The 26,786-nt window shown below is 57.8% G+C and carries 13 protein-coding genes and 10 pseudogenes; 15 read left to right on the forward strand and 8 right to left on the reverse strand.

The window, feature by feature from the left end; all coding sequences use genetic code 11:
- Positions 1 to 210: 210 nt before the first annotated feature.
- Positions 211 to 431, forward strand: a pseudogene (locus QQL28_RS41915) (IS256 family transposase); the annotation flags it as partial.
- 22 nt (positions 432 to 453) lie between these two features.
- On the opposite strand, the pseudogene QQL28_RS46400 reads toward QQL28_RS41915, so the two are convergent.
- From QQL28_RS46400 to QQL28_RS41935, 4 genes and pseudogenes are all read right to left on the reverse strand, one after another.
- Positions 454 to 718: pseudogene (locus QQL28_RS46400) on the reverse strand (IS256 family transposase); the annotation flags it as partial.
- Between the two features lie 338 nt (positions 719 to 1,056).
- Positions 1,057 to 1,634 (reverse strand): annotated as a pseudogene (locus tag QQL28_RS41925) (anthranilate synthase component II); the annotation flags it as partial.
- Positions 1,631 to 3,024: pseudogene (gene pabB, locus QQL28_RS41930) on the reverse strand (aminodeoxychorismate synthase component I). The pseudogenes QQL28_RS41925 and pabB, both read right to left, overlap by 4 nt.
- 101 nt (positions 3,025 to 3,125) lie before the next feature.
- Positions 3,126 to 3,431, reverse strand: a complete 306-nt coding sequence (locus QQL28_RS41935) for a Dabb family protein (protein ID WP_284275213.1) — start codon at positions 3,429 to 3,431, stop codon at positions 3,126 to 3,128.
- Between the two features lie 144 nt (positions 3,432 to 3,575).
- On the opposite strand from QQL28_RS41935, the pseudogene bioB reads away from it, so the two are divergent.
- From bioB to QQL28_RS41960, 5 genes and pseudogenes are all read left to right on the forward strand, one after another.
- Positions 3,576 to 4,434, forward strand: a pseudogene (gene bioB / locus QQL28_RS41940) (biotin synthase BioB); the annotation flags it as partial.
- A gap of 52 nt (positions 4,435 to 4,486) precedes the next feature.
- Positions 4,487 to 4,899: pseudogene (panD, locus tag QQL28_RS41945) on the forward strand (aspartate 1-decarboxylase).
- An 18-nt stretch (positions 4,900 to 4,917) separates the two neighbouring features.
- Positions 4,918 to 6,072: an 8-amino-7-oxononanoate synthase gene (locus QQL28_RS41950; protein WP_284275216.1), complete on the forward strand. Its 1,155-nt coding sequence runs from the start codon at positions 4,918 to 4,920 to the stop codon at positions 6,070 to 6,072.
- A pseudogene (gene bioD, locus QQL28_RS41955) lies at positions 6,069 to 6,700 on the forward strand (dethiobiotin synthase); the annotation flags it as partial. The gene QQL28_RS41950 and the pseudogene bioD, both read left to right, overlap by 4 nt.
- Positions 6,698 to 7,980, forward strand: a pseudogene (locus QQL28_RS41960) (adenosylmethionine--8-amino-7-oxononanoate transaminase). The pseudogenes bioD and QQL28_RS41960, both read left to right, overlap by 3 nt.
- 663 nt (positions 7,981 to 8,643) lie before the next feature.
- Here the strand turns inward: QQL28_RS41960 and QQL28_RS41965 are convergent.
- On the reverse strand, positions 8,644 to 10,326 hold the full coding sequence (locus QQL28_RS41965) for an MFS transporter (protein WP_284275217.1): 1,683 nt from the start codon (positions 10,324 to 10,326) through the stop codon (positions 8,644 to 8,646).
- A gap of 1,183 nt (positions 10,327 to 11,509) precedes the next feature.
- Here QQL28_RS41965 and QQL28_RS41970 point away from each other — a divergent pair.
- From QQL28_RS41970 to QQL28_RS42005, 8 genes and pseudogenes are all read left to right on the forward strand, one after another.
- On the forward strand, positions 11,510 to 12,328 hold the full coding sequence (locus tag QQL28_RS41970; RefSeq protein WP_284275218.1) for an HpcH/HpaI aldolase/citrate lyase family protein: 819 nt from the start codon (positions 11,510 to 11,512) through the stop codon (positions 12,326 to 12,328).
- A 168-nt stretch (positions 12,329 to 12,496) separates the two neighbouring features.
- Positions 12,497 to 13,360, forward strand: coding sequence for a 3-methyl-2-oxobutanoate hydroxymethyltransferase (gene panB / locus QQL28_RS41975; RefSeq protein WP_284275239.1), 864 nt, complete (start codon positions 12,497 to 12,499; stop codon positions 13,358 to 13,360).
- 13 nt (positions 13,361 to 13,373) lie between these two features.
- Positions 13,374 to 14,255, forward strand: a pseudogene (gene panC / locus QQL28_RS41980) (pantoate--beta-alanine ligase).
- 32 nt (positions 14,256 to 14,287) lie between these two features.
- A complete protein-coding gene (locus tag QQL28_RS41985) occupies positions 14,288 to 14,683 on the forward strand; it encodes a hypothetical protein (RefSeq protein ID WP_284275220.1) in 396 nt (131 codons plus the stop codon).
- A 1,110-nt stretch (positions 14,684 to 15,793) separates the two neighbouring features.
- Entirely contained in the window at positions 15,794 to 16,804 is a 1,011-nt protein-coding gene (locus QQL28_RS41990; protein WP_284275226.1) for a succinylglutamate desuccinylase/aspartoacylase family protein, read from the forward strand.
- Positions 16,805 to 16,975: 171 nt separating this feature from the next.
- Complete coding sequence (gene tnpB / locus QQL28_RS41995; RefSeq protein ID WP_284275227.1) at positions 16,976 to 17,650, forward strand: IS66 family insertion sequence element accessory protein TnpB; 675 nt, start codon at positions 16,976 to 16,978, stop codon at positions 17,648 to 17,650.
- A gap of 244 nt (positions 17,651 to 17,894) precedes the next feature.
- Positions 17,895 to 18,092, forward strand: coding sequence for a hypothetical protein (locus QQL28_RS42000; RefSeq protein WP_284275228.1), 198 nt, complete (start codon positions 17,895 to 17,897; stop codon positions 18,090 to 18,092).
- A gap of 802 nt (positions 18,093 to 18,894) precedes the next feature.
- Positions 18,895 to 20,502: an AMP-binding protein gene (locus QQL28_RS42005; RefSeq protein WP_284275230.1), complete on the forward strand. Its 1,608-nt coding sequence runs from the start codon at positions 18,895 to 18,897 to the stop codon at positions 20,500 to 20,502.
- A gap of 488 nt (positions 20,503 to 20,990) precedes the next feature.
- On the opposite strand, the pseudogene QQL28_RS42010 reads toward QQL28_RS42005, so the two are convergent.
- Together QQL28_RS42010 and QQL28_RS42015 are read right to left on the reverse strand one after the other, a co-directional pair.
- Positions 20,991 to 22,029: pseudogene (locus QQL28_RS42010) on the reverse strand (IS256 family transposase); the annotation flags it as partial.
- Positions 22,030 to 22,160: 131 nt separating this feature from the next.
- Positions 22,161 to 23,597 carry a M20/M25/M40 family metallo-hydrolase gene (locus QQL28_RS42015; RefSeq protein WP_284275232.1) on the reverse strand — a complete coding sequence of 479 codons (1,437 nt, stop codon included), beginning with the start codon at positions 23,595 to 23,597 and terminating at the stop codon, positions 22,161 to 22,163.
- A 984-nt stretch (positions 23,598 to 24,581) separates the two neighbouring features.
- Here QQL28_RS42015 and QQL28_RS42020 point away from each other — a divergent pair.
- Complete coding sequence (locus tag QQL28_RS42020) at positions 24,582 to 25,307, forward strand: hypothetical protein (RefSeq protein ID WP_284275234.1); 726 nt, start codon at positions 24,582 to 24,584, stop codon at positions 25,305 to 25,307.
- Positions 25,308 to 26,388: 1,081 nt separating this feature from the next.
- Here the strand turns inward: QQL28_RS42020 and QQL28_RS42025 are convergent.
- Positions 26,389 to 26,667: a hypothetical protein gene (locus QQL28_RS42025; protein ID WP_284275235.1), complete on the reverse strand. Its 279-nt coding sequence runs from the start codon at positions 26,665 to 26,667 to the stop codon at positions 26,389 to 26,391.
- Positions 26,668 to 26,786 lie beyond the last annotated feature (119 nt).

Consider the following 26,786-nt stretch of genomic DNA (forward strand, 5'->3'; position numbering starts at 1 on the left):
ATCTGCGTGAGGCAACAACTCAGCCTTCAGGAGCATTTCTGGCGATGCAGTGCGATTGCCAAATACGTGGTCGTGTCCCCGGCGCTCGGCTTGGTAGAGTCCGCACGCGCGCCCTGCAATAGTACCGCAGCAACGGATGGGATCGTGATCAAAGCCAATTTCGTCCGGAAGGTTTGGATTGCGATACCAACCTGATTCGAGGAACAACTGATGACCGACGACATGATGAACTTGCGCGGGCTCGTGGAGAAGACGTGGAGAAGACCCTGATGCCGATCTGTTGCGAGATGATCGGCTTTGCCGCCCACCGGCTGATGGAGGTCGAGCGCCTGACGCCGGGCCGCTTACGGCGAGAAGAGTCACGAGCGGTTGTCCAGCGCGATGGGTACCGCGCCGGTGCGGTCGAGCTGCGCATCCCCAAACTGCGCAAGTAAGCTGGTCGCCGTGTTACGGCGGCAGGATCGCCAAGCTGAACCAGATCCGCTCGCCATCGCTGGACGCGCGGTCGCGAATCGCTGCCCCGCCCCACCTCGACCGGGCCGATGCCGGTCGCAATCGTCCGCGCCGGGCCGGAACTATGCCGCACGACACCGGCGCGTCCGTCGGCAAGCTTCAAGTCCTTCACCATGGCAAGAAATGTCTCGACTTCGGCCTCGACAGCCTGCGCCACAAGCTGCCGTGCACCGGCGCGCAGGACATTGGTCAGCGGATCATCGATCTCGTCGGGCTAACGAAGCGGGACAATGTTGCTAGCCTCGTTCATAGTGTATCGCTCTCCTTGAGAGGTTCTAGCAGGCTCGATACGCCGCCTATCCATTGCCGTCATCACCCACTTCCCGCATAGCTCTCGTTCTCTCTCGGCACTGCCGACGTTGAAAGGCCTAGTTCCGGTCATAGACGAGTAAGCGAGTGAGACGGCAGCAAGGAAAAAAGGGCGGTCGAACACATACAAATGATAGAGGCGCTTGCCCCAACGAAACGCAAACTTGGCTGAATGGCTGATATTCGCGTTCGCCCATAAACGTTGCAGCGTACGCCCATCTCTATCCTGACGCGGCGAAAATTCCCTGCTAGGTACAAGAAGTTCATGAGCAGCGTGTACCCCTGCTGCGTAAGTATCGATTCTGGGTGGAATTGCACGCCAAACGTTAGATGATGGCGATGCGCAAGCGCCATAATCTCCCCTTCCTCCGAACGAGCTGTGACTACGAGGTGCCGATCGGATGACCCATCGATTTCAACAACAAGAGAATGATAGCGCCCAACACAAAGTGGGGAAGGAAGTTCGCGGAAAAGCCCTCGCCGGTCCTGCGTCACGTACGAAGACCGGCCGTGCATAGGACGTTTTGCACGGACAACCCGTCCCCAAAAATGCTGCCAATACACTGGTGCCCGAGACAGATGCTGAGAATTGGAATACGCCCTGAAAATTCGCGGACGAGGGTTGTGGATGATCCAGCCTCAATCGGCGTGCAGGGGCCCGGCGAGATAACGATAGCGCGTGGTTTCAGGCGAATAATATCGCTGACGCTGACGGCGTCATTGCGGAGCACCTCCGTTGCTTCACCAAGTGTGTGGAAGTAGCGCGCAATATTGAAGACAAAAGAGTCGTAGTTGTCGATGATGACAATCAAGATACACCGGATGTGACAGCGCCAAACGCGTCAAAGATTCGCTGCGCTTTGGCCAGCGTCTCCTCGTATTCGGCCTCCGCGTTGGACATCGCCGTTATACCGCTTCCTGCATGAAAAACAGCCCGGCCGTTCTCTATCGTTACCGTCCGTATCGCGATATTCGTATCCATGCGCCCATTGAAGCCGATGAAACCGATCGACCCGCAATAGACCTCACGTGTCACACCCTCGATCTCCGTGATAATTTCCATCGATCGTACCTTTGGGGCCCCAGTAATTGAGCCGCCGGGAAGGAAGCGCAAAGAAGCGAGACAGCATCTCGATCTGGTGCAAGCTCACCCTCAACTACCGAGACGAGGTGGTGGACTGAGGCATAGGATTCGAGCTGGCAAAGCGAGGGAACATCGACTGAATCCGCGGTGCAAACGCGCGATAGATCATTGCGCAGAAGGTCGACGATCATCGTGTTCTCGGCCCGATCCTTTTCGGAAGCAGCGAGCATTTCGGCCCGACGCTTGTCTTCCCTAGACTCACAAGACCGCGCGATTGTGCCTTTGATGGGGCGCGTTTCGACACGCCGCCCATCAAGCTTTAGGAAGCGTTCCGGGGAGCTCGATGCGATGGTGAGTTCGCCATACCGTAGGAGAGCTGCAAACGGCGCCGGATTGAATGTCCGCAGTTGGGAATAGAAATCAAGCGGATCAAACGAGGCCGGTAGCTCGGCGCTGAAGCGCTGCGAGATGTTAGCTTGGAACACGTCTCCGGCGAGGATGAGCTCGATAACCCGGTTTACCGCCGCAGTGTAGCGTTGCCGACTGAAGTTTGAATGCCACGCGCCCGCTTCGCCCGGGAAGAGATCTCGGGGTGTTTCTGAGCCGGCAAGCAGTCCCATAAATTCGTCCGCTCGTCGGCGTGCACGCGATCTTCGACGCGCGGGATCCGGCTCCGGCCATCCAGTAGAAACAATCCAGCATCTGTCGTCGCGATGATCGAAGCTGAGCACCACATCATAGAAATGCAGCACGGATTGCGGTAAACCCTGACCGGGAATTGCCGGCAGCGGCAATCTCTCCAATGTCCTATTCAGATCGTAAGCAAGAAAGCCGGCCGCACCTCCTTGGAATGGCGGCAGATCGTCGTGATGCTCTTGGGGATACTTAGCGAGCAGGTCGCGAAGAGCTATCCATGGATCTCCGTCGAGAGCCGCTCCGTTGCAACTCGCTTGTCCGTCATCGACCCTATGGGTGCTGAACGGGTCGCAGGTCAGATACGAGTAGCGTCCGAGCAACTCATGCCGGGTCGCGCTATCCAGGAACGTGAGGTGCGGGCGATGCGCGAGACGTCGCATCGCCGTGACAGGCTCAATCCACTGCAACTCGCGGACATGCATCTCTATCAGCCGCCTACCGCAAGGTCATGAAATCGACTAATCGGGGGCATCCCGCGATCTGCAGCTGCCTTGCGCAGGGCAACTCGGGTTACCAGGTCCATTCAGGGCGTCGCCGGCTCTGTTGATACATAGTAATCGGCCGCTAACCGTAGCTCTCGGAGCGGTCGTACCCGCCTGATCGATTCCTGGTATAGCTCATGCGCTTTGTAGGCTACGAGTTCCGTCTCGTTGTCGAACTCACCATAGACCACAACATCAATTTCGTTTCCGAGCTGATCACTCTTGTGGTTGCGAGCAACCTCGGCCCGGCGCGCATGCGGAATTGTGGTCAGAATCGACAGGCCCTCCATCATTCGATTGATGTGGGCTTTATCCTTTGCGGTAAAGAAGACGATGTGACGAATCATGGATAATGGTCCTGTGACTGGGCGATCCAATTAACTTGGGATCGGCTCCACCGCAACGGCCGCAGCCAGTTCTGCCGCCGTCGACGAGGTCTCCCAGCGTTCCCGACCTGAGGCAGCCCGATCGAAACGTCGCCATCGGTGCATCAGGCCCAAAGCATTCATCGCGAGAACTTCGATCCAAATCACATCGAGGCGGCAAGCCTACTCCGCATAAAAACAGGCGGCTGCCCAGAAGATTGCTGCTAGTGCTCACAGAGTGCGCACTACGACACGGGGTTGAAAGCCACCCGTCTGATGCATCCCGACGCCGTGGTAGCGGCCGCGCGGCGTGCCAAGAACGCCGGCGCCACCCGCTTCTGCATGGCGGCGGCCTGGCGCAGTCCAAAAGATCGAGATCTCGATGAGGCTGCGAGATGATTAGCGCAGTCAAGGATCTTGACATGGAGACATGCGTCACGCTTGGCATGCTAACGCCCACGCAGGCTACTCGACTCGCCGGGGCTGGGCTCGATTTCTACAATCATAACGTTGACACCTCGCCGGAGTTCTACAGCAAGATCGTCACCACCCGCACTTTGCAGGATCGCATTGACACCCTGCTACATGTCCGTGAGGCCGGAATCAAGGTGGCATTATCGGAATGGGCGAGGGGGTCGAAGACCGGCTCGGCATGCTGGTGCTACTGGCCAATCTGCCGAGCCATCCGGAAAGCGTTCCGATCAACCTATGGAATGAAGTCTCGGGTGTGCCGGTCAGTGACAGGGCCGAGCGACCCGATCCGATCGCGTTGGTTCGCCTGGTCGCGACCGCCCGGATCATGATGCCGAAGAGCGTCGTCCGGATGTCCGCTGGACGCCAATATATGACCGATGAACTGCAGGCGCTGTGCTTCCTGGCCGGAGCAAATTCGATCTTCATTGGTGATGTGCTGCTGACCACCAAAAACCCGCAGCGCGACCGTGACGCGAATTTGTTAGCTCGACTCGGCGTCAAGTCAATCTTGCTTGAAAGCGGCTCTGCGGGTGCGCCATACGCAAAAAAAGTCAGGTGTAACAATGAAGATCACATTGATGAAAGGCAAAATCGATGGGGCCTCAGTGACCGAAGCCGATTTGCACTATGAGGTTCGATTTCCATTGATCGCACCCTATCGGAAGCGGCGGGATTCCTGACCAACGAACGTGTTGAAATTTTCAACATCGACACTGGAGCGCGCTTTGCCACCTACGTGATCGAAGCGCCGCCAGGGTCGGGCATAATCGGCTTGAATAGTGCGGCCGCGCGACTGGCAATGCCTGGAGACAAAATTATCATTGCTGCATATGCGTTGTTTGATGAGGCGGAAGCAAAGGCGTTCAAGCCACGCGTCGTGCGGGTCGGCCGGGAAAACCGCATTCTGTCAGGCTTGGAGCTGCTCGGCGGGCTCCTCAATTTTAGTCTCCTTGCGGCCATCAAAGCTGGCTCGTAGCTGTCCCCGGAGTGAACAATGAACCCCGCCGGAATCGGCAGAGCTGACACCTATGCTAGGGTATTGCATGCCCTGAAAGATGACAACCGCTTGCGAACTCTGAAGTCCCGCCTGGGGATTGATTTTACCTCGAACGACTACTTGGCGCTCGCGAGCGCGCCGCGTATGAAACGCGCTCTCCTGGCTGCGCTCGAGGCGGGCACACCGATTGGAGCCGGCGGGTCGCGGCTTCTCCGCGGAAATTGCGAGGAACACGAATATCTCGAAGCGGAAGCTGCGAAGTTCTTTGGTGCGGAGACGGTGCTTTTCTTTGGAGGCGGATATGTCGCAAACTTCGCCGTCCTGACAACGCTGCCGCAGCGGGACGATCTACTCGTTCTCGATTCTTTTGTGCACGCGAGTATCCATGAAGGCGCGCGAGCCGGGCGGGCGGAGTTTCGGATAAGCGATCATAACGATCCCCGATCAGTCGAAAACACCATTCGTGACTGGCGGTCGCAGGGAGGAGTGGGTCGCGTCTGGATCGTCGTTGAAAGTGTCTACAGCATGGATGGCGATTTCGCGCCGCTCAAAGACCTGGTCGAGATCGCGAGCAGGCATGACGCATTCCTGATGGTGGACGAGGCGCAGGCCACCGGGGTTTATGGAGAGCAGGGACGAGGACTGACCGCGCCTTATGAGAGAAGCGAAAATCTGGTGGTCATCCACACCTGCGGCAAAGCGCTGGGCGCGGCCGGCGCACTTGTGACGGCTTCCACGGCCATACGCGATTTCATGATCAATCGCTGTCGTCCGTTCATCTTCGCGACTGCGCCATCGCCCTTGATGGCAGTTGGCGTTCGCGACGCGTTGTTGATCTTGCAGCAGGAGCCTGAACGCCAGCAGGGCTTGGCAAGGTTGGTCGCGTTCACACATCGCGAGATGAAGGCCCGCGGTCTGCGATGTCCTTCGGAGTCGCATATTGTGCCGTATATCGTCGGAGACAATGCGCAAGCGATGCAGCTCGCCTCGGCGATGCAGGCGCGTGGCTTCGATATTCGCGGAATCCGACCGCCAACCGTACCGGCAGGCACAGCCCGTTTGCGAATATCATTGACGCTCAACGTTGGAGAGGAGGACGTGCGTGCGATGCTTGATGCTCTGATTGAGCAGACCAGGGGCTGGTCTCGGTGAGCCTGCGGATAGTAGTAACCGGCACAGGTACGGGCATCGGGAAAACGGTGTTCTCCGCAGGGCTCGCCGATCTTATCGGAGCCAATTATTGGAAACCGATTCAGGCTGGGCTTGATGAAGAGACTGATAGCCAGCTAGTCGCAAAGCTCGGCGTCTCTCGCCTGATCGCATCGTGCCGGAGATATATCGCCTTCGAACGCCCGCTTCGCCCCATCATGCCGCCGAGCTTGACGGAATTCGCATCGACGTCGATTCGCTCAACGTCCCGGACCTCGGGGACCGGCCGCTCGTGATCGAGGGCGCCGGTGGGCTCATGGTGCCGCTAGATGGCAGCACACTCTACGTAGACATCTTCGAGCGATGGCGGCTTCCAGTCGTGCTTTGCGCGAGCACGGAGTTGGGCACGATCAATCATTCGCTGTTGTCGATAGAAGCGCTGCGCAGGCGCCAGATTCCCATCCTCGGAGTTGCATTCATCGGCGATCAATATGCCGAAACTGAGAATGCAGTTTGCGAGATGGGAGGGGTGCGCTGGTTGGGGCGATTGCCATTGCTCTCTCCGCTCACATCGAGAACGCTCAGGGCTGCGTTCAAATCCGCATTCCCTCCAGCACGATTTCAAACCATGACGCAACGAAAGACCTCGCCGATCTGGCATCCATTTACACGGCACGCGCCTGAAGGCAAAATGAGCAAGGTCGTGCGTGGCGATGGCGCGTATCTCCACACAGCAGATGGTCGCCGTATCATCGACGCAATCTCATCCTGGTGGGTCGTGACCCACGGGCATTGCCATCCGCCGATTGTATGCGCCATTCAGGAACAGGCAGGCAAGCTCGACCAGATCATTTTTGCCGGCTATACCCACGATCCCGCTGAGGACGTTGCAGCACGCCTTCTCAGACTCGCACCGCGCGGCCTTGATCATGTATTTTTTTCCGACAGCGGCTCAGCTAGCGTGGAAGTCGCCATAAAGATGGCGCTCGGTTATTGGCATCACAACGGCAAAGAACGAACGCACATTGTGGTGATGCAACATTCTTATCACGGCGACACTGTTGGAGCGATGTCGGTTGGTGCCCGCGGCGTCTTCAACGCAGCGTACGGTCCATTGCTGTTCGTTACCTCCATCCCGTTCCCCGTAAAAGGTCGAGAGCGGGAACGCTCAATGCGCTCGCATCTGCATGTCGGAACGAGCGTCCGGCGGCCTTTATCGTGGAACCCCTGATATTGGGGGCCGGTGGCATGCTGATGTACCCAACTTGGGTGCTCAGAGAGATGAAGCGGATCTGCGAGGTCGCTGATGTCCTTTTCATTGCTGATGAAATCATGACGGGCTGGGGCCGCACCGGAACCTTGTTCGCGAGCGAGCAGGCGAACATCACGCCCGATATCGTCTGCTATTCCAAGGGAATCACAGGAGGAGCGCTTCCGCTCGCTGTGACACTTTGCCGTGCAGACATTTTTGAGGCTCACTATTCAAGTGATCGAACGCGTACTTTCTTTCATTCCAGCTCATATACGGCAAACCCGGTGGCCTGTGCCGCCGCAAAGGCGAACCTGGAGCTCTGGAAGGATCCGGAAACGCGTTGCCGCATGATGTCGGTCGCAGCTATGCAAGAGAATGCAATTGAGCCATTCCGCGCGGACGCGCGTTTTGAAAACGTCCGTCGGACCGGCACTGTCACGGCGCTCGACCTCAAAGCGAGCGATGCAGGCTATCTCGCTGGCATAGGTCCAAAGCTTCAGTCGTTCTTTAAAGATCGAAATCTGCTGTTACGACCACTCGGGAATACGATCTACGTGATGCCGCCTTATTGCGTAATGGCAGCAGACATTGATGAAATCTATGCCGGCATCCGAGATGCTGCCGATGCCTTCGGCGGATTCTGCGGTTCCGCAGCTTAGCAGCTGGGACTGAACTTTGGTCATTCAGGTGGCTAACGCGATGGTTCTCTTCGAAAATGGCGGGCGGCCTAGCCCCTCGACGAGACCGAGTTGGAGGTGCTCGCCCGCACCTCCCATTACTCTGGATCTGCCAGAATCTCGATCACCTTGTTTGCGGCCGTCGCCACGATCGGGTGACCGATATAAGCACAATCAGGGATAATCCACTACAAGTGTTAGGCACACCTGTATCGCCGGCATCCCACCTTCGTGCGATATGATCGCGTAAATTCTCGTCCCTGTGTCTACCCAAATACTGGGGATACGGCGACATCCGGGGGGCGGCCTCGTCCGAGGCATCGAAATCGTTGGCAAGCACATGAGAACAGACTCTTAAGCCAGAGGAAAATCGCTGCCGGCCCGATGCCGAATGTCGATTCTGCGCCGAGCTGGGTCGCTTCCACCGTGGGGGCGCCCGTGCCGATCTTGGTCGAGGCGAGGTCCAACACGCGCTGGTCGCTGGATTGCAGACGAATGGTTTCGATCGGCCGTGCGGCTGATGTCGCGCTCGGCTGGCTTGGAGCGCATTGCCAATCAGGATCGCGCGCGGTGTCAAGCAGACTCTTGCCGCGCGATTGCCAGTCACCGGATCGCGATTGGCGCGGATCTCAGCGACAACTGCTACTATGTTCGAGTCCCCGTATGGTCACCGAGCAAAACTTCGTTGGCGGCTCGGTCGGGCACTTCATCCTTCCACCGCACGGATCCGAACGGGCGCTCTAGCATGCGACGGACACGCACGGGCTCCGGACCGACGTGGAAGGACGCCGCATGCCGATCCAGCGCGCGCTCGGAGTGGGTCGAGCGGTTGCGCTGACGTAGATAATCAAGCCATGTCGGGCAATGGTAGCGCTCGGTCCACAGTTCAGGATCGGCGATATCGCGTGCGATCGACCAGCCATACGCGCCGTTCCTTTTCCGGAACAGCTGCACATCTTGCATGACATTGTGAAAGGCGCGCGCATTCTCTTGTGGCACGCGATATTCGATTTCTAGCACAAGTGGTCCACTGCGATCAGTTAGCGCAAGCCGAACGTCAGGACGCGCGAGCGCCTGGGCGTCCTCATTTCGCGCGTTGATGCGCGGCATACGAAGCCAGAGACCCAATAGCGGAGAAATCAACATCAGGACGGCCGATACCAAAAGTGCCGAGTCGACGCCGGCGGCATCGGTCAGACGACCCCAGCCCCAGCTACCGACAGCAATCCCGCCTGAGCTCGCCGCTTGGTAGGCCGCGAGCGAGCGTCCCGCCACCCATCGCGGCGCCGACAGCTGCACGCCAATGTTGAACAGGGCCCACGCCGTCATCCACACGGCCCCCGCGAGGACAAGAGCAGCCGATGTCAAAATCAGATCGCGGCTCAAAGCCACCGCGGCAAGCGCCCCACCCATCGACAGTGCGCAGGCGCGGATTGCTGCCTCGCCGCTCATGCGCTTCCGCACTTCGGGTATATTGAGCGCCCCGATCACCGCGCCTAGACCAAACGCGCTGAGCGTAATTCCATACGTTTGCGCGTCGCCGCGGAGGAGATCGCGTGCGACTAGCGGCATCAGTGCAATGATGGCGCCACCGATAACGCCAGTAATCACGGAGCGGATCAGAACGATTTTGATCGAGGGCGAATTAGCGATGTAGCGGACCCCCGAAATGATAGCACGATTTAGCTTTTCAGGGGGCAGATGCGAAGGTTCGGAAATTCGCTTCCACAAGGATAGCGCAATAATGAGTGGCAGGTATAGCAACGCGTTCAAGGCGAACGAAGCTACTGCGCCTGCGGTCGCAACCACAATGCCTCCGATTGCCGGTCCCACACTGCGCGCGATATTGTAGCTGATGCTGTTCAGCGCGACGGCTGCTGGCAGTGTTTCAGCCGGCACCTGCTCACTCACAGAGGATTGCCAGGCAGGATCTATCAAGGCGACGCCGCTGCCGATCACGAAACACAGCATCAGCAACAAGTCCGGCGTGACCAGCCTGAGCCAGACAAGCGCCGTCAGCGCGGTCGCGCCAGCGAGCGAGATGCCGAGGGAGACGAGCATCACAACGCGCCGGTCAAACATGTCGGCGATTGCGCCGGCCGGCATAGAGATCAGCATGACGGGCAGCATCAACGCGGTCTGGACTAGCGCGACTTTGTCGGCCGACGACGTCATCTGAGTCATCGCCCACGCCGCGCCGACGCTCCGAATTAGGGCGCCCAAATTCGAAAGCAGGCTCGCGAGCCAGATGCGCCGGAAGATGAGGTGGCGGAGCGGCGCGGTGATGCCTTCAGCACTGAACGTCGAGGACTTGGGAGAATCGGTCATCTCGGTTACTGCCCTACCTCCGACAGATTGAAGAGTTGATCCGAGAACCGCCTGCTGGTGAATGGGTACGCCCCATCTGATTTGTGCCGCTCCAGAGTGAAAACCTTACGAGATCCGCCCTCGCTGTGACGTATCGCTGTGGGGTTATCTTTGTAACCTCGTGCGAGGGGATCCGACTTTCGTGCTTTAAGCATGAGCGTCAACGACCGGGCCCGTTGCCTCGTCAGTTCCTGCGACATACCAGCAGCTTCACCCCGATGTGGCACGCGCTCGACCGCGGCAACTGCGGAATATTCTTCTCGCCGAATCTTGACCTCGAATTTGATGCCGTGCGCGGTATCGGGTGAAAATGCATCTTGCTACGCTCGGCTGCGGCAAGCGAGCTGATGAGTCAACCGGACGCGGATGAAGCTCCGCCGAGTTCTTGTGATTTGCATGGTTTCGTCAGACTGGGAGGGTACGTATTTAATTGAATGCATATTCGTGGACGGCTACCTCGAAACGATCTGAAAACGACATTCAAGGTTCGACAGCCGCTCAGACTACAGCATCCTCACTGCGGTTTTTAACGCTTTACACGAAATGAGCGATGAAAAAACGCACTCTGCGCAGGTATGCTGGGCAAGCCGCCGCCTCTCTGTTCTCTGAAAGGTTTGGCAGGCCTGAACACGAATATCTCGAAGCGGACGCCGCGAGGTTCTTCGGTTCCTCGGCTGTCGAGGGAAGCCGACTGAGTTCTCGGGGCCAAGCTCGTTGCCAGTTTGGCTGGAATCTTGCGTAAAACGCCTAAAATCGCTGAACTCCTGCGCCACCTTGGCGTGGTTCGAGGACAATCGAGGCGCTTCTCCGATTACAAGGGCTTCTATGCAGGCCCACTCAAATGATCATCGGACGCTTATTCAGCTGTGAGCCATCGCGAAATCTAGCCCCCGATAAGCCGCAAGCGCCTTTTCCCGATCAAAAATTGAGGGTGCTGGCGCAACGATCCAGGAGCGTTGTGGCCTTCAGGCGGACCGGCCTCCACTCAGAGGGATCGCGCCGAAGAGTCGGCGTTGCCGATGGCGGGCGGGGCGGTCCCTCAGGGGACTGGTAAGGTTCATGGCTGGTGCCCGCGTTTTTGACCATGGACCACTGGTCTGTGGTTCGTCCGGCAACTTGAGTTCCCGAGAGCGAAAGTGGATTGATGCAGACTTCCGAGCTCGATTTTATTGCGCCGCTCTTTGTCCCGGCAAACCGGCCTGAGCGGTTCAAGAAAGCCGCTGCTTCGGGCGCGGACGCCGTCATTCTGGACCTGGAGGATGCCGTTGCGCCGGAGGCAAAACAAGAAGCGCGTAGATCGCTTCACCTTTTCCTCGGTCTGTCGGATCATCCTGTGCTCGTGCGTATCAATGCCACGGGTACCCCGTGGCATAGCGACGACGTGGCGCTTGTCTCTTCGCTTCCCATTAACGGAGTTGTTCTGCCCAAGGCTGAAATAGGTAAACCGCTGTTGCGGTTGGCTGCCGATTTACGGCGGCGCTTACCGATAATTGGGCTCATCGAGACAGCTCGCGGGCTCAGAGACGCCTTCGAAATTGCCGCGTTCCCGGGAATAGTGCGGCTAGCTTTCGGCTCCATCGATTTCTGCGCTGAACTGGGTTGCTGCCACACCCGTGAAGCCTTGCTTTCGGCGCGATGCAGTCTGGTTCTTGCCTCCCGGCTCGCAGGAAAAGTGCCTCCACTTGATGGTGTCACGACCTCGGTCGATAACGATGACCTTGCGAGGGAAGACGCCCGCTATGCCCGCGATCTCGGATTTGGCGGAAAACTCGCGATCCATCCGCGCCAGATTGGGTCGATTTTCGCAGGTTTCCGACCCAACGAAAGAGAAATCGCCTGGGCACAGAAGGTGCTTAGAACGGGTGAGGGCGCAGTTGCAGTCGATGGCGCCATGGTCGATGCCCCGGTCCGAATTCGTGCTCGCTCCATTCTTGCCAGAGCGCAAGCTACGCCGCTCCGCTGAAAACTGAGGCGTTTGATGGCGGCGCCAGTTAATGAGATCAGCGCAGTTTCAGAGGTTCTCCCGAGGGGCCCTGCGCGGGCAGCTAGCTCGAACCCGGCACATTGTGCCAGCTTCCTCATTTGTGTCATCGCGCCATACTGGATAGATCGGAATCTTGCATGAGCCACACTGCGGAGCCCCCCCATCGAACGCGTCACGATTCCGGTTCTGCAGCGATGGAAGGAGGAAGGGCGTTGTATCGTAATGACCACCGCTTACGATGCCGTTACAGCACGTATCGCCAATCCCACAGTGGACATCATACTCATCGGTGATAGCGTCGGAAACGTCTGCCTCGGATTCGAAGACACTTTGCCGGTGAGCATGGCGATGATGAAACATCACCTCGAGGCTGTCGTGCGCACACGACCCCGGGCCTTGCTCGTTGCCGATATGCCCTTTCTTAGCTTTCAGCTCGGTATCAAGGAGACGATACGCAACGCGGGCGATTTCCTGCAACGTGGCGCCGCCGCCGTGAAACTGGAGGGTCGTGCCAATCGTGTCGAGACAGTCCGGGCCTTGGTCGACTGCGAAATTCCGGTCATGGGCCATCTCGGCCTGACTCCGCAGAGCGTCAATGTCATGGGTGGATTCAAGGTACAGGGCCAGAGAGCCGACACCGCGTTACGCCTGCTCGATGATGCGCACAGACTCCAGGACGCAGGATGCTTCGCGCTGGTCTTGGAGGGCATCCCCGCAGAACTCGGTGCACAAGCGACCGAGTCCCTGACGATACCGACAATTGGGATCGGTGCGGGACCGGAGTGCTCGGGTCTAGTCCTGGTATTCCATGACGTGCTTGGGTCGACAGAAGGTCGTCGTCCCAGATTCGTTCGCGCCTATGTGGAGGGTTTTAAGTTATTGCAGGATGCGCTGTCACGCTGGGCCGAGGACGTTCGCAAGGGTACCTTCCCGACACAACAAGAATCATATCGGCTTCCCAAAAGCCTGGAAGAACAGATCTCAAACTGGACGCGTTCGAATTCAGCCTGACGTGGGACTCTACATGGAATCGACTTCAACGGTCGCCGGGCTTCGTTAGGCTCTCGCAAAAGCTCGCAAGGCTGGCAAGCGCATCGGGTTCGTCCCGAAGATGGGTGACCTGCACGACGGTCATGTGGCGCTGGTCGAGGCAAGCCGGGCGCAAAGCGACGCTACGGTCGTAAGTATATTTGTGAATCCCACTCAGTTTGGGCCGAATGAGGATCTCAGCACGTATCCGCGCGATTTTCTTCGCGATGAAAGGCTGTGCCGAGATGCGGGTGTCTCGATCGTCTTTGCTCCGGATCCCCGGGAGGTTTATCCGGAAGGCTTTGAGACCTTTGTCGAACCAGGCGAACTCGCAAAGCCGTTGTGCGGAGCCTTCAGGCCGGGGCACTTTCGCGGTGTGGCGACGGTCGTGTGCAAGCTGTTCAACATGGTACAGCCAGATGTCGTGTTCTTCGGACAGAAGGACTTTCAGCAACGCGCTGTCGTGCGTCGCATGGCGACGGATCTTAACTTTCCGGTCGAGATCGTCACGATGCCAACTGTTCGAGAACCGGACGGTCTCGCGATGAGCAGTCGCAATCGATATCTAAACGGCGAACAGCGCCAGCACGCTGTTGCCATTAGCCGCGCTCTGTTCGCTGCAGAAGGCGAATTCCGAGCAGGCGAGCGCGACGTCGACACTCTGGTAGCAATTGCCAGGCGTCATTTGGATCAGCTCGATCTGCTGCAGTATTTGGAACTCGTCGATGTTGACACTCTGAAGCACGCCGCGAATCCCCTCAGGCGTCCCGCGGCTCTTTGCGTGGCGGGCTACGTCGGCGGGACTCGGCTGATCGACAATGTGATCCTTAGCCCGGAAGCGGACGCTCCGGCGTCGTTGAAGGCCGTAGCGGAATAAAGTTGGCTCGACGACCGGGCAGAGATACTGACGTGCGAGCGGATGCCGGCGCACTCCTCCACCGTAGAGGCAGCCGAGTCGAATGGTCCAATGAGATTGGCATCGAGGCGATCCTCGGCGGCAAGAAGGACGAGCATATCGTCGGCGAGACGCATGACCAGCATGGCAACAGTCATCAAAACGACGACATAGATCTGGCTGCGATAGAATTGGACACCATTGCTTCAATGCAAGAGGCTGCGATCAGTCTTGCCGGTTCACAGGGGCATTACGAACAGCCCATCGATCAATCTCGGCGGGCCAAGAGGCGGCATTCGCCGATGAACGAGGCTCCCAGCCTTGACGGGCCTATGAGTACTGTGGACCGACCACTGGCAACGGTGCCGCGCCGGGCTTTCGATGGGGATAACCGGTGCAGAAATTCTTGATGCAGTGCGGATTCTTGCCGCATCCACACCTTTGGCACCGGGTGACACAATCCTCGTAGGTCACGCCGGGCCGTATCTGCTCAATCAGCATAGGTTCTCGGTGAGTTTTTTGAGCCAGTGCTGGACCGACGAGTAACCCGGCAAGGAGTAGTCCAATCGCATATTTCATGTGCTGCTCCTGTCGCGACGCGAGATTGATGTAGATGGTGATGTCTGCCGAACTGCTGGCAACGCAAGCTCACAGCTACAGCTAAAGTGTCAGCGAGACCGCTTCCTGCGCGGGATTCAAGCAGCTTAGAAAGGCACGTCAACATTCTCGCCCGCTCTCTAAATATTTTGGCCCTACCCCGTCCATCCCGCCCATCCGAGCGAGAAGACGGTCTCATAGATTACTACTGGCGATCGGAGCTATGCGCAGCCGCGGCCTGATGGGTCGAATTTCATTGACTGATCCGAGATGGGCGCAGGATTACAGCGATAAAGCGCGAATCATTGCATTAACTAGCATTGCAATATCGGCACAAGTAATCATCAAGATCTGGCAAGCGAGGCACGCGATAGAGCGCGCCGCTTCGACCAGCAGGCGCACATCAGAATCAACTATTGCGCCGGTTCGTTCATGCAGTGGGACTTAGACTGTCGACGCCGCACCGACGTGCGCGCAAGGTGCGGCGCCGCGAAGATACGCGGCGGCTATCCGCATGGCATCAACAGGAGGCGAGAATGCGAAACAGCTCTCATAATTCCCTCCATGGTACAGGAAAGTGCTGTGCCGTCTGCGGCGGAAGGTTCGGGCTGATCCGCCACTACTCGTGGCGGACTGCCCTTTGCTCCAAGAAATGCGTAGACCGCTTCACGGCTCGCCGGGAAGGCCGACCACAAATGGTTCGCAGGTTGCAACTGGCTCGACACCTCACACAAAGTTCCGAGCACACTTTGAAGGAGAGCTTAGGAAGCTTCGCACGCAGGTCTTTCATTAAGGGCCTTTCCTTGGAACGACGCTAGCCAAGGGATTGAAGCTAAACAACGTCGGGCATGCGCCGCCGCAAGCGGAAACAGGCGCAGGCCGGCGACTACTCTCGTAAACACTGTACTAATGGAGGCCGACCAGTGAGCGAAACACCACACCTTACGTTTGATATCGACCAGCCTGGCATGAGCAAGGGGCACCTTGTTGTCCCAAAAGGTGCTGACTGCGAAGCTCTTCCGCTCCCGGTCTTCAGCCTCAATAAGGGGGAGGGACCCCGTCTTCTTATCACTGGAGGCTGTCATGGCAATGAACTGGAAGGGCCAATCGTAGCCCGGCGGCTCATTGACTGGCTGCCCGAAGCGCAGACTTGTGGAAGGGTCATCGTCGTACCGGTGCTCAATCCACCGGCCGTGCAAGCATGGAGTCGCAATACTGTGGTCGACGGGTTAAATCTCAACCGAGTGTTTCCGGGCCGCGCCGACGGTTCGGTAACCGAACGCATTGCCGATGCTGTTTCCCGCCTATTGTTGCCAATGGCAGATATAGTATTTGATCTGCACAGCTTCGGACCAAACTGGGATTTGCCACCGTCGAGCACGACGCATCCCATCGCTGATGCCGATCTCATGGCCAAGACCGTCAGAATGGCTGAAGCATTCAAATTTCCCATGACATTGGTCTGGGAACACCACGATACATCTGGGATGTTCGATATGTTGGCCCACAGCCAGGGCAAGGTATTCGTTTGCGCTGAACTCGGCGGCGGCACCGTCGGCTCAGAAGCTCTCGCGATCTACGAAGTTGGAGTACACAACGCACTCATCGCGCTTGGACTCGTCGAGGGAAAAGCCGAACGTCCGGCCTTCCGTCAACATAAGTCAAACCAGACGCTTGAAACGCGGTCGTCCGACGAGCTGAAATCGCCTGCTCGGGGCATCTTCGAACCTCGCTGCTCGGTGTTGGATGAAGTGAAGCAGGGAGACCTCATAGGTATCCTGCATCCAATGGATTCTTTGTCGGCTAATTCCATTGATCTCCGCGCGTCTACCACATCCATCGTCTGCGCCATTCGATCAGGAGCGCATGTCGACGTCAACGAAGTGGTGGCGCTCCTTGCGCGACCGCAATCTCTGAAAATCTATGGCGGTTAATCTCCTTGCGATTGCGGACCGCTCTTTCCAGTAATCAAAAGGAGGAAATGGAACATGATAAATCTATTGACGTGATCTTATCAGCTAGGCCTCGGTTGAAAGACTTTCTCGATCCCATTGATCTTGCGTGCGCAGACAGCAATTGCCGCAGCACGCGCGGTCCGAATGGTAATGAGTGATTCCAAGGACACGGCCACGCCCGAGCGGCTTAGGGGCAGTCCGAGGCGGAGCTACCGTACCTGGTGGCTGGAGGCGAAGGAACGGATCGAAGGGAACGTTCTTGCCAGGGCGAACGCGTCGGTGATCGCGCGGTCTCACGGGCTCGATCCATCGCATTTGTTTGCATGGCGACGCAAGGCGCTGGCCTCGGACTCGTCGCGCCGGTTTTTGCAGCGCGAGGCCAAGCGGCTCGCGCAATTTGATGCAGTAACGGGCGACATGGTGGAAATCTTGATCGGCGATGTTGTGGTCCCTGTCGGCAGCAGCGATGTGGAGCCTGAGCGGCTTGCTGCCGTAATCCGGGCGGTTCGGAGGCTGATCCCGGCGGGCGCTCAGATTTACGTAGCTAGCGCGCCGGTCGACTTCCGCAAGAGAGCGACCGGCTTGATGGCGCTGGTGCGAGATGGTGAGCCCGATCCATTCAGCGGCGCGCTGTCCGTGTTCAGTTCGAAAAGAGCGGATCGGATTAAGGCGGTTTGGTGGGACGGCAACTGGGTGTGTGTGCTGGCCGAAGACTGCGCCGACCCGGGTGCAGCTAAACCAGGCGCAGTTGCTCGCGCTGATCGACGGGCTGGACTGGACGAAGGTGCGTCAGTCGCTGTGAAGCGCCCGGAACCGGCGGGCTGACGACCTGCGGCGAATTGAATCAGCGCGGCTAAAAAGTTTGGGGATTGGCGGCGACTCTGCTGTAATGCCGGCGATGACGATGCGCGTTACAGAGCTTTCGGCGATCCTGCCGAAGCCCATTCGCTGATGTTCGCCTTGGTGAAGAGCGGGCGGCACTCGACGCCGAGAACAGCCGCATCGCCTCTGAGATCACAACACTGACGGCGGCGAATGCCGATCTCGACGCGGTCCGGACGCGCGGACCGTGGAGCTGACGAAGATCGTGAAGATGTTGGACACGCGTTACGGCACGCTCACGCAGCGACAAGCAGATCGCCTTAAAGAAACCGTGAGCCTCGCCTATCTCACGCGTCGCGAGAAGGTAGAGCAAAACCACGCTTACGCTGGTTACGAGCCGAGGTTATATCTAGGCGCGCTGCGCCTTTTGCCAAGTGTGGATTGACTGTGGGCGCATAGGCGATGCCGAGTTTGGCCGGACGCCAGACGTCTCCACGATCACGTGGGCCTTCCTCGCTTACCGCTTGAATAGATCAATACATCAACCCTCTCGCGTCCTTGAGGTTGAGGCTCATACCTTGGCGATGCGGGTTCGGAAAGTCAGCACCTGGCGGTGGGCCGCCAACGCATCGAGCCTAATCACGTTAGTATCCAAATCGGCAGGCTGGCGTACGCAAAGGGGCAGCCGCGGATGCGGCTTAGGTCAAGCACGGGGAAGCCAGGCAGGGCCTCAATGTTCATTTGCAAGCCCCGGGATTGGTGGTGAGTGGTGGCTCTCAATAACGAAGTCCTATGGTACCTGCGCAAACATTCGAGTCCGCCGACGCTCCAGCTGCGCTCTTTAACCAATACCGGCGGTCAAATAACCTGTGCGTCAGCAGCGAGGCGGCTCAAAGTTGAGTGCATCGCTCAAGCGGTCGTTGATAGCCATTTGAGGGATTGCGCGTGACACGGCGGATTGCTCAATACGAATGTGTGTGCCGTAGTTCGACCCAGGATTGACCAAAGATGCCGCGAAGCGGCGCAAAGTCTGACATTTCGATGTTTTCAGGACTATTTTGCTTGTTAGTAGTCGGGGCTCGCTCATCGAGCCGCTGACCCTCTGCTCCGACCCTCGACAGAAGAGTTGGAGGATCTGCTCGATGATCCGCAGTCGACGGTACACCCATCGTCGCTTTGCAAGCAGTGGGTCCGTGCAACGGTACTAAGGCGTTATCACTTGTCCCAATCCAGCGCGAGGACAGCTGATGAAACTGAGATGGCCTATCGGTGTGTGTCTCTCCATCGAAAACGGCATGCGCGCAAAGCATCACCGCCTGAATCCCGAACAGAAGGATCATTTGAAGATCATGCGAGAGAACGTTTATCGGCGGCTCCTGCCCGAAGATTTCGATGCTAACACGCCCGTCATCATCGATGAACGTGGTTTCTCCTGGACTCGACCGAAGCTGGATACTCTTATCAGCAATATTGCCAGCGCATTACTTAATATCGGCGTTCAGCCTGGAGATCGTGTGGGTGCGAAGATCGACAAATCTGTTCACTCGTTTTGCCTATATCTAGCTACCTTAAGAGTAGGCGCAGTTTGGCTTCCAATGAATACAGCCTACACGCAAGCGGAAGTCGAGCTCATTCTATCTGACGCGAGCCCTCTAGTGCTGGTGTCGTCGGAGCCGATGGAAGTGCCGAACGTCGCATGCTTCACGATGGCAAGCGATGGCTCGGGCACTTTGATGCAAGCCGCCAATAATACTCGAAATGTTCAACTCGTGTATCGGGATTCCGACGACCTCGCCGCGATATTGTACACGTCTGGCACGACCGGACGGCCGAAGGGCGCCATGATTACTCATGGCAACCTTGAGTTCTGTGCCGAGACCTTGGCTGATTTCTGGGGCGTGACGCGACGAGACACTTTGTTGCATGCATTACCTACATTCCATGCGCACGGCCTCTTCATCGCAGCCAACACTATGCTGGCCGCGCGGGCTAGCATGGTGTTCTTATCGCGCTTCGACCCGGAGCAAGTCCTTTCGCTCCTGCCGCGGGCAACTATCTTTATGGGTGTCCCCACACTCTACAGCCGCTTACTTGCCAGCGAGCGGCTCAGCAAAGCGCTCTGCGAGAACGTTCGTGTTTTTATCTCCGGGTCAGCTCCGCTGTCGGCCGAGACATTCGAGGAGTTCAGGGCGCGAACGGGTCACTCTATCTTAGAAAGATACGGCATGACAGAGACGACCGTCATCACGTCCAATCCGCTTTCTGGGGAGAGAGTTGCTGGCTCAGTCGGGTATGCATTGCCGGGCGTCTCAATCGTGGCTCTCCGCAAGGATGGTGGGCTCGCTCCTGTCGATGAAGTGGGCGAGCTGGTTGTGAAAGGGCCTAACGTCTTTAAAGGCTACTGGAATTTGCCTGAGAAAACGGCTGCGGAATTCACGCGCGAAGGATACTTCAAATCAGGCGATTTAGTGCGAATCGACAGCCATGACCGCATTTGGATCGTCGGCCGCAATAAGGACTTGATCATCACAGGCGGATACAACGTCTATCCGCGAGAAGTGGAAGCCTGTCTCGTCAGCTTCAGTGCAGTGCGAGATTGCGCAGTGATTGGAGTGCCTCACCCTGATTTTGGCGAAGGCGTAATTGCGGTTGTCGAGCTTAAGGAAAAGGAAGTATTCGAAGCGAAGTCTGTCATCGCGGATCTGAGTTCGCGCCTTGCTAAGTACAAAATTCCAAAAAAGATTGTTGTTGTGCCGTCGCTTCCGAGAAATGCAATGGGAAAAATTCAGAAGAACGAGCTCAAAGAGGCGTTTTCATCCGCGTTCTCCAGTGAAAGTTGTGCGGTTCCGAATTAGAGCGATTTGAAGACGCGATGGCAGATCAATAAGATCGACATAGGAGATGTGTCCCACGTGTTTGCAGCAGCCGTTTTCTGGCCAACAGAGAGCGCCAGTGCCATCGTGACTTTGCGACGAAGCGCCCACCCAGCTGGTGATCTCGCGGTCATAACGTCCGGGGCAAAGGCAACCCGAACGATCTTGCCATTCCAGCAGGTAAGAGCATCTGAGCACCTACGCTCGTTGAAGCGGCTTGTCATGATCGTTTCGTCATGAGCTCGCCGGATGCGGCGTCCTGTCTGCCCGACCAGCAACAAGCCGCTCTTCTTATCAGCTGGTACACTCGCTTGGCGAGTTCTGTGCGTCAAGTTCAGCAAAATTGATCATGGGGTCCGGCCAAGCCATCCCCTCGGAGCCGCCGTCGCTTGCTCGCCCCAAGCGCTGCGCTGGCGAGCGACGGCGGCGGCGAGGGGTGGCGTCCATCCCTTTGGTGGACCTGAGCACCGTCAGGCCGCCTGACGCAGCGTCTCCTTCTTGTGCTCCTTCAATAGATCCATGTTCAGATAGCGATGGTCCTCGAGCCAGGCCTCGTGGCGCTCGACGGTCAGCGCCCGCACCAGCCTTAGGCAGCTCTCGGCGTTAGGGAAGATTCGCACCACGTAGGTGCGCCGTCTGATCTCCTCGTTGAGGCGCTCCAGCATGTTGGTCGACTTCATGTGCTTGCGGTGCACCAGCGGCAGACGGAGGTAGGTCAAGGTCTCCTCGATGTTGTCCTCGACCCAGCCGGTGAGTTTGGGGTATTTGCCGCCCCATTTGGCAAGCCACGCCGCCAGATCGCGCCGCACCTCGCCAAGATCGCGCCGGTCGTACATCCAGCGCAGCTCGCAGGCAATTGTCATCGACCTTGCGTGGCACATAGTCGGGCGCGTTGCGCAGGAAGTGCACATAACAGCGCTGCCAGAACACGCCGGCGAGGACTTCGGCGATCGCCTTCTTCAAGCCGGGATGATTGTCGGAGACGACAAACTCGACACCATGCAGGCCGCGGGCCTTCAGGGCTTCCAAAAACTCCTTCCAGCTCGACCGGCTCTCCCGGTTCGCGAGCTCGACCGCGAGCACCTGGCGCCGGCCTTCCCAGTCGACGCCGATCGCGATCAGCACCGCCTGGCTCGCGATGATACCGTCCTCGCGCACCCGCTCATAGCGCGCATCCAGGATCAGATAGGGGAACGGTTCCTTGAGTTTGCGCTCGCAGAGCGCTTTCAGCGACCCATCCAGCCGTTTGTTGATCGCGCTGATCGCCGAAGCCGAGAAGGCATGGCCCACCAGTTCCTCGGTGACCTGCTTGACCTTCCGCGTCGAGACGCCTTGCACGTACATCTCGGCAAAGGCCGCAACCAGCGCCTTCTCTGAGCGCTGGCAGCGCTCGAACAGCTCGGTCGAGAACCGCCCCTGCCGGTCCTGCGGCACTTTCAGCTCGATCTTGCCGACCCGGGTAATCAGCGAGCGGGGATAGTACCCGGAGCGATAGCCAAGCCGTCCCGGGATGAACCTCGATGCCGAACTCGGCGCAGATCGAGCCAGTTCCTGAGTGCGAAAGCCCGCGATTAGGCGCGTCTCCAGGAAGGCGAGTACCTCGCCCTGTGACTTGTGGGGGCCGCGTGGGCGTTGGCTGATCACGTTTGGGTACGCTTTCCCAATTCACGGCTAGAGTGAGGAGGTCCACTTGAGCCAAACCTGCCCAAGGCGTCCAGGAGAGCCGCTCCAGTGCGAACTCCATTAATGAAGCAGTCGATTTTGATATTCTCGTTCGGCGCGTGATTGGCTTCATCGGCGTTGGCATAGGGCACCACAAAGGAGGGGCGGCCAAGGATCTTCGTGAAGACGTAATCCGGCAAGGTTCCTCCGAGTGCTGGAAAGATGAGAGGCTCTACGCCGTGCGCAGTACGCACTGCAGCCTGAACAACTTCTGAAAATGGCGCATCTAGTGGCGTCTTTGACGGTGGCGTGGACTCGGTACGGACTACCTCGACCTCTGGAGCATGTTTCTTTACGTGAAGCTCGATCTTGCTAAGGATCTCATCAGGGCTCTGCTGGTCCACAAGGCGGGCATCGCATTTGACGAAGGCCTCGTGCGGTAAGACCGTCTTCGGTCCGGGGCCGCCATAGCCTCCGTGGATTCCGTTAATCGTCAGTGTCGGATAGAACATTAGTCTGTCAGCTAAAGGTCTATCGGCGGGACTGTCGAGTTTTGCGAGGCCGAGAGCCCGCTTAACTTCTTCAGCATCTTGCGGCAACCGTGCTGCGGCGATGCGCTCGAGATTTGTTGGCGCGACCACGTTGTCGTAGAATCCGTTGATTGTAATCTCCCCATCTGCATTCTTCATCGTTGCCAGTAAGTGAACCAGCGTCCAGATAGGGTTTGGGACGATGCCGCCAAAGTTGCCGGAATGAACGTCGCGATTGGCGGCCCGGGCCCACAACTCGAAGGAAACGATACCACGAACACCATATGTAATGATTGGACTACCCGACTCGTGCAGCGGGCCATCGGCTGTTACGACCAAGTCTGCATTGAGCTGATTGCGGTTAGCCATAATGAAATCCGCAATGTGGGGACTTCCGATCTCTTCTTCGCCCTCCAGTAGGATCAGCACGTTGCACGGCAATCTACCATATACCGCCAGATGTGACTCGATGGCTAAGATCTGCGCAAAGTGTTGACCCTTGTTGTCTCCGGCGCCCCGTGCGTAAACGCGGCCATCTCGGATCGTCGGGTCAAATGGCGGGCTTATCCAACCTTCCAGGGGATCCGCAGGCTGGACGTCATAGTGGCCGTAGAGCAAGACCGTCGGTGCTCCAGGAGTGCGCTCCCAACGGCCCATCACCACTGGATATCCGGACGTCGGGATCCTGCGTGCTTCGAACCCCAAGCCTGTCAGCATACTCACGAGAAGTTCGGAGACCTCGTTCATGCCGATGTTCTCGGCGCTGATACTGGGGTGCCTGAGGTAATCGAGCAAACGGCTGACGAACTGACCTTTGTTCGACTCGATATGCTCGAACACCCGAGACAATTCCGCACCCCCGAACTGGGCGGTATTCGCACTCATGGGCAGCGACTCCACTTCCCGGAACAATATTCAGAAACTTTGGTGAGTTTCGTGCATAATAGGTCGATCACGAGCCGAAAGCACACATTCGAAGCCGTTGTTCGTCGAAACTCTGCGCCTGCCAGGTGGAAAACGATGTTTTTTGACGAACTGCGCCCTATTATCGCGCGCCCAAGCCGAAGCACAAAGCTTTCCGGGGGAGTGGATCACATACCGGCGGTGCTTCCGAGGAATATACGCAACTCGGCGGGGCTAGGCGTTCCTCCCACCGCCGTTCCGCTCTAGCGATGAGCTTTTTGCCGACGCCACGCATTTGGCTCGCGAAGGACAAAACGCTCAGTTTTCCGGCGAAAGTCATGAGCGCATGTGCACGGAAACTCGCGGATCCGGATTTTACGCCGAGAATCCGCGCGACGAAGCTATATTAACCGTCGAGACTCAGATCACTTCTGCCCGTTCCGGCACACAGTTGACTGCGAGCAGCATTTGAAAGCTTCACCGTGAGTTAGCCCCCAGACGTGCTTGGACGAACAGATTGGCTAGGATGGTTAGGGCGGTGTCGAAGGCGGTACGTTTGTGGCGAAATGTAATGCCTCGCCAAGAGCCGCTGAGAGTTAGGAGGTTGAGGCAAATGTTCTCGCTTGCATCGCACGAATCCAGCGGGATCTAGAACATCGCCGAGTTCTTGCTGGAGATGATAACCTCCACCATTATGCGATCTAAGGTCAGCTTGCCTCTAACGAAGTAAATCTAAGCTCAATCGGAATTCAACGAGCAACAGAAGTGGATTTGGTGCGGAGTTTAAGTGCAGCGAGCATCCACGGCACCCGTATCGCTGCTGAATGAGGGAAGCGTCGCTACGCTTAAAGAAAAGATCTTTTCGACGGTGACCGGACTCGGCGGCGAGAATGATCTTTTCTAGATGCTAGTGTGGATATACAGTTATGCTCTCGCGCGCCTTGACGCTGAAGAAGAGGGACAGACATGGGAACGAATAAGGAGCCGGTGCTAGGAATCATTCAACTAGATTCCGCGCACGCGATGGAGGGGTCGTCAGCGGAACTCATCGAGCGAAACGACCTAATGCCGTTCTCGATCGGAGATCCATCGCTCTGGCGGCATCTGCCGCTCCAGAGCGTGATCGCGAAAGGCGCCGACAGCGGGGCAAATAAGGTGCCGACACCCGAAGCCGTTAGCGGCATCCTCGACGCGGCCGCCCGACTAGATGCACAGGTTCAGCTGATCATTGGCGGCTGCGGCTACATGTGGGCATCCCGAAAACATCTGTATGGTCGAACATCGACTGCCACGCTGACCAGCGGACTTGAGTTCCTGAGCCTTGCTCTGCGGATGACCAATAAGCCAGTCGGCATTATCACCTGGGACGCGGAGCCGCTCGTGTCACTACTGGAAGATCATCCCGGTTCGGAGCGCTTCCGCTTCCTGAATGTGGGCGACCTCACGGAATGGAGTAAGTCGTGGACCTGCCTATCCGCTTACCAAAAGCCGGGCGGTTGGACCAAAGAGCGGATGGCACAGCAGTTCGCCGACCGGCTAGCTGAGGCGTTCGCCGACCGTGGCGTTCTTAAGGATGTCGGCATTCTGGTGATCGAATGCATGATCGTGCCTGACTTTCGGGAGACGATCCGAAGCATCACTTCCCTCCCGGTTCTGGACCTCATCCATTTCGCCAAAGCTGCGCTTAAGTAGCCAGAGTCGGTCAGATGCAACCGGCCCACGGCAACGTTCCACTAATGCGCGACGTTCGGTGGCGCCAACGCGTCGGGAGACCCTATCTATTCGGCCTGCAGTTGCTTGCGTACTCCGAGAATGTCTATGCAGTCAGCGCTTGTTTACCGCCATCTCGACTTCGCCGGCTTTGCGGAGGCAAGTCCTTCGATTTGCGCAACGTTCGAAACGGATGAGCGGGTCAATGTGAACAGGCGCAACCCACGGCGAGAGTTTCAGCGCCGTCGGCATGCCGACTTTTCCAGCTCGAAATTTTATCAAATCGCAGGCATGATAGCTCGTTCGAAAGATTGTCTTTTAAGTCATTTCCCGCTTGTCCGCGCCGAATCGTACGTTTGCCAGCCGCATTAATCGCCACTTCGCCTTAGACGTTGAGGGGGCAGGCATCTCTCAAGTAATCGAGCAAACGGCCGACGGGCCATCCTTAGGTCGATACTCGGAGCCCCTGGACAAGTCCGCACCGGAAATCTGGCTAGTAGTCGCGGTCATGGGGCGCAACGCCACGTTCTTGGCGAAAGGTATCTTCGGAGATGCTGCTTTGAAGCTGCGCGTGGTTTCTGCGCTTCGCAGAGTGGCATATCAAGAACATCTGACGCGATTGCGCCAGCATTCAGCCGTTGTCCTCCGGTACAGCGTTCCACGTACTGGTACAGCTCGTCCATATGCTGGGCGCGGTCGGCGAGAGTCCTAAAGCGAGGTTCATCGGCGACTTTGGGTTGACCGGCGAACGACAAAAAGTCCCGCCAATTTTCGGCTCGAACAGGGTAGCAGGCAGGCATAGCCATCTGCAGCTCGGAATTCCTTGGAAGCCGATTGCATGCGAGTCTTGTGCATGCGCACCCGCTTTCCATAACTGTTACACATGCGCCTCGGGCTGGAGGCGCTCATGCGGGATCGCAACGCGGGTATTACGAAGTCTGGCGCGTGGTGATCGTCTTGTTGAGCGCGGCGCTCGCAGAAAGATTTCTTGCAGGAGAGCCGCGACGGCCTGTTGAACAATAAGACACGCCCCTCGCGCATTGGTAAGCCTCCGAGGAGACTTTCAATTACCCATAATTTTAGCCCCGAGCGCGGCCCCCGATTCGAGGTCGGTGAGCCGCGATAGTCCGCGCCAGATCACGATATTTCCTGGAGGTGGATCGTTGGCCCGTGCCAGGTATCCCCCGAGCCGCGCGATCTTGACGACGTAGTGGGAGATCGTGGTTCGTTGAGCGCGGTTGGCGCCCCGATCCTTCACCAAATGATCGAGAAGCTTTATTTCGGGATCCGTCAGCGCCGTTTGCGGCGGCGCATTCGGCGTGGAGCGATTGAGCATCGTCATCCAGAAGACGCGCCAGCTCACATCTGCTTGCCGATCGGCGGCAGAATTCGAAGCTTACGGAAGCAAATTTCAAGAAGCGCTTCATCCGGATCACCTTTGTCATCCTTGACAGCCACCCG

Origin of the sequence: Bradyrhizobium iriomotense (genome assembly GCF_030160715.1) — a bacterium.
Classification (GTDB): Bacteria; Pseudomonadota; Alphaproteobacteria; order Rhizobiales; family Xanthobacteraceae; genus Bradyrhizobium; species Bradyrhizobium iriomotense.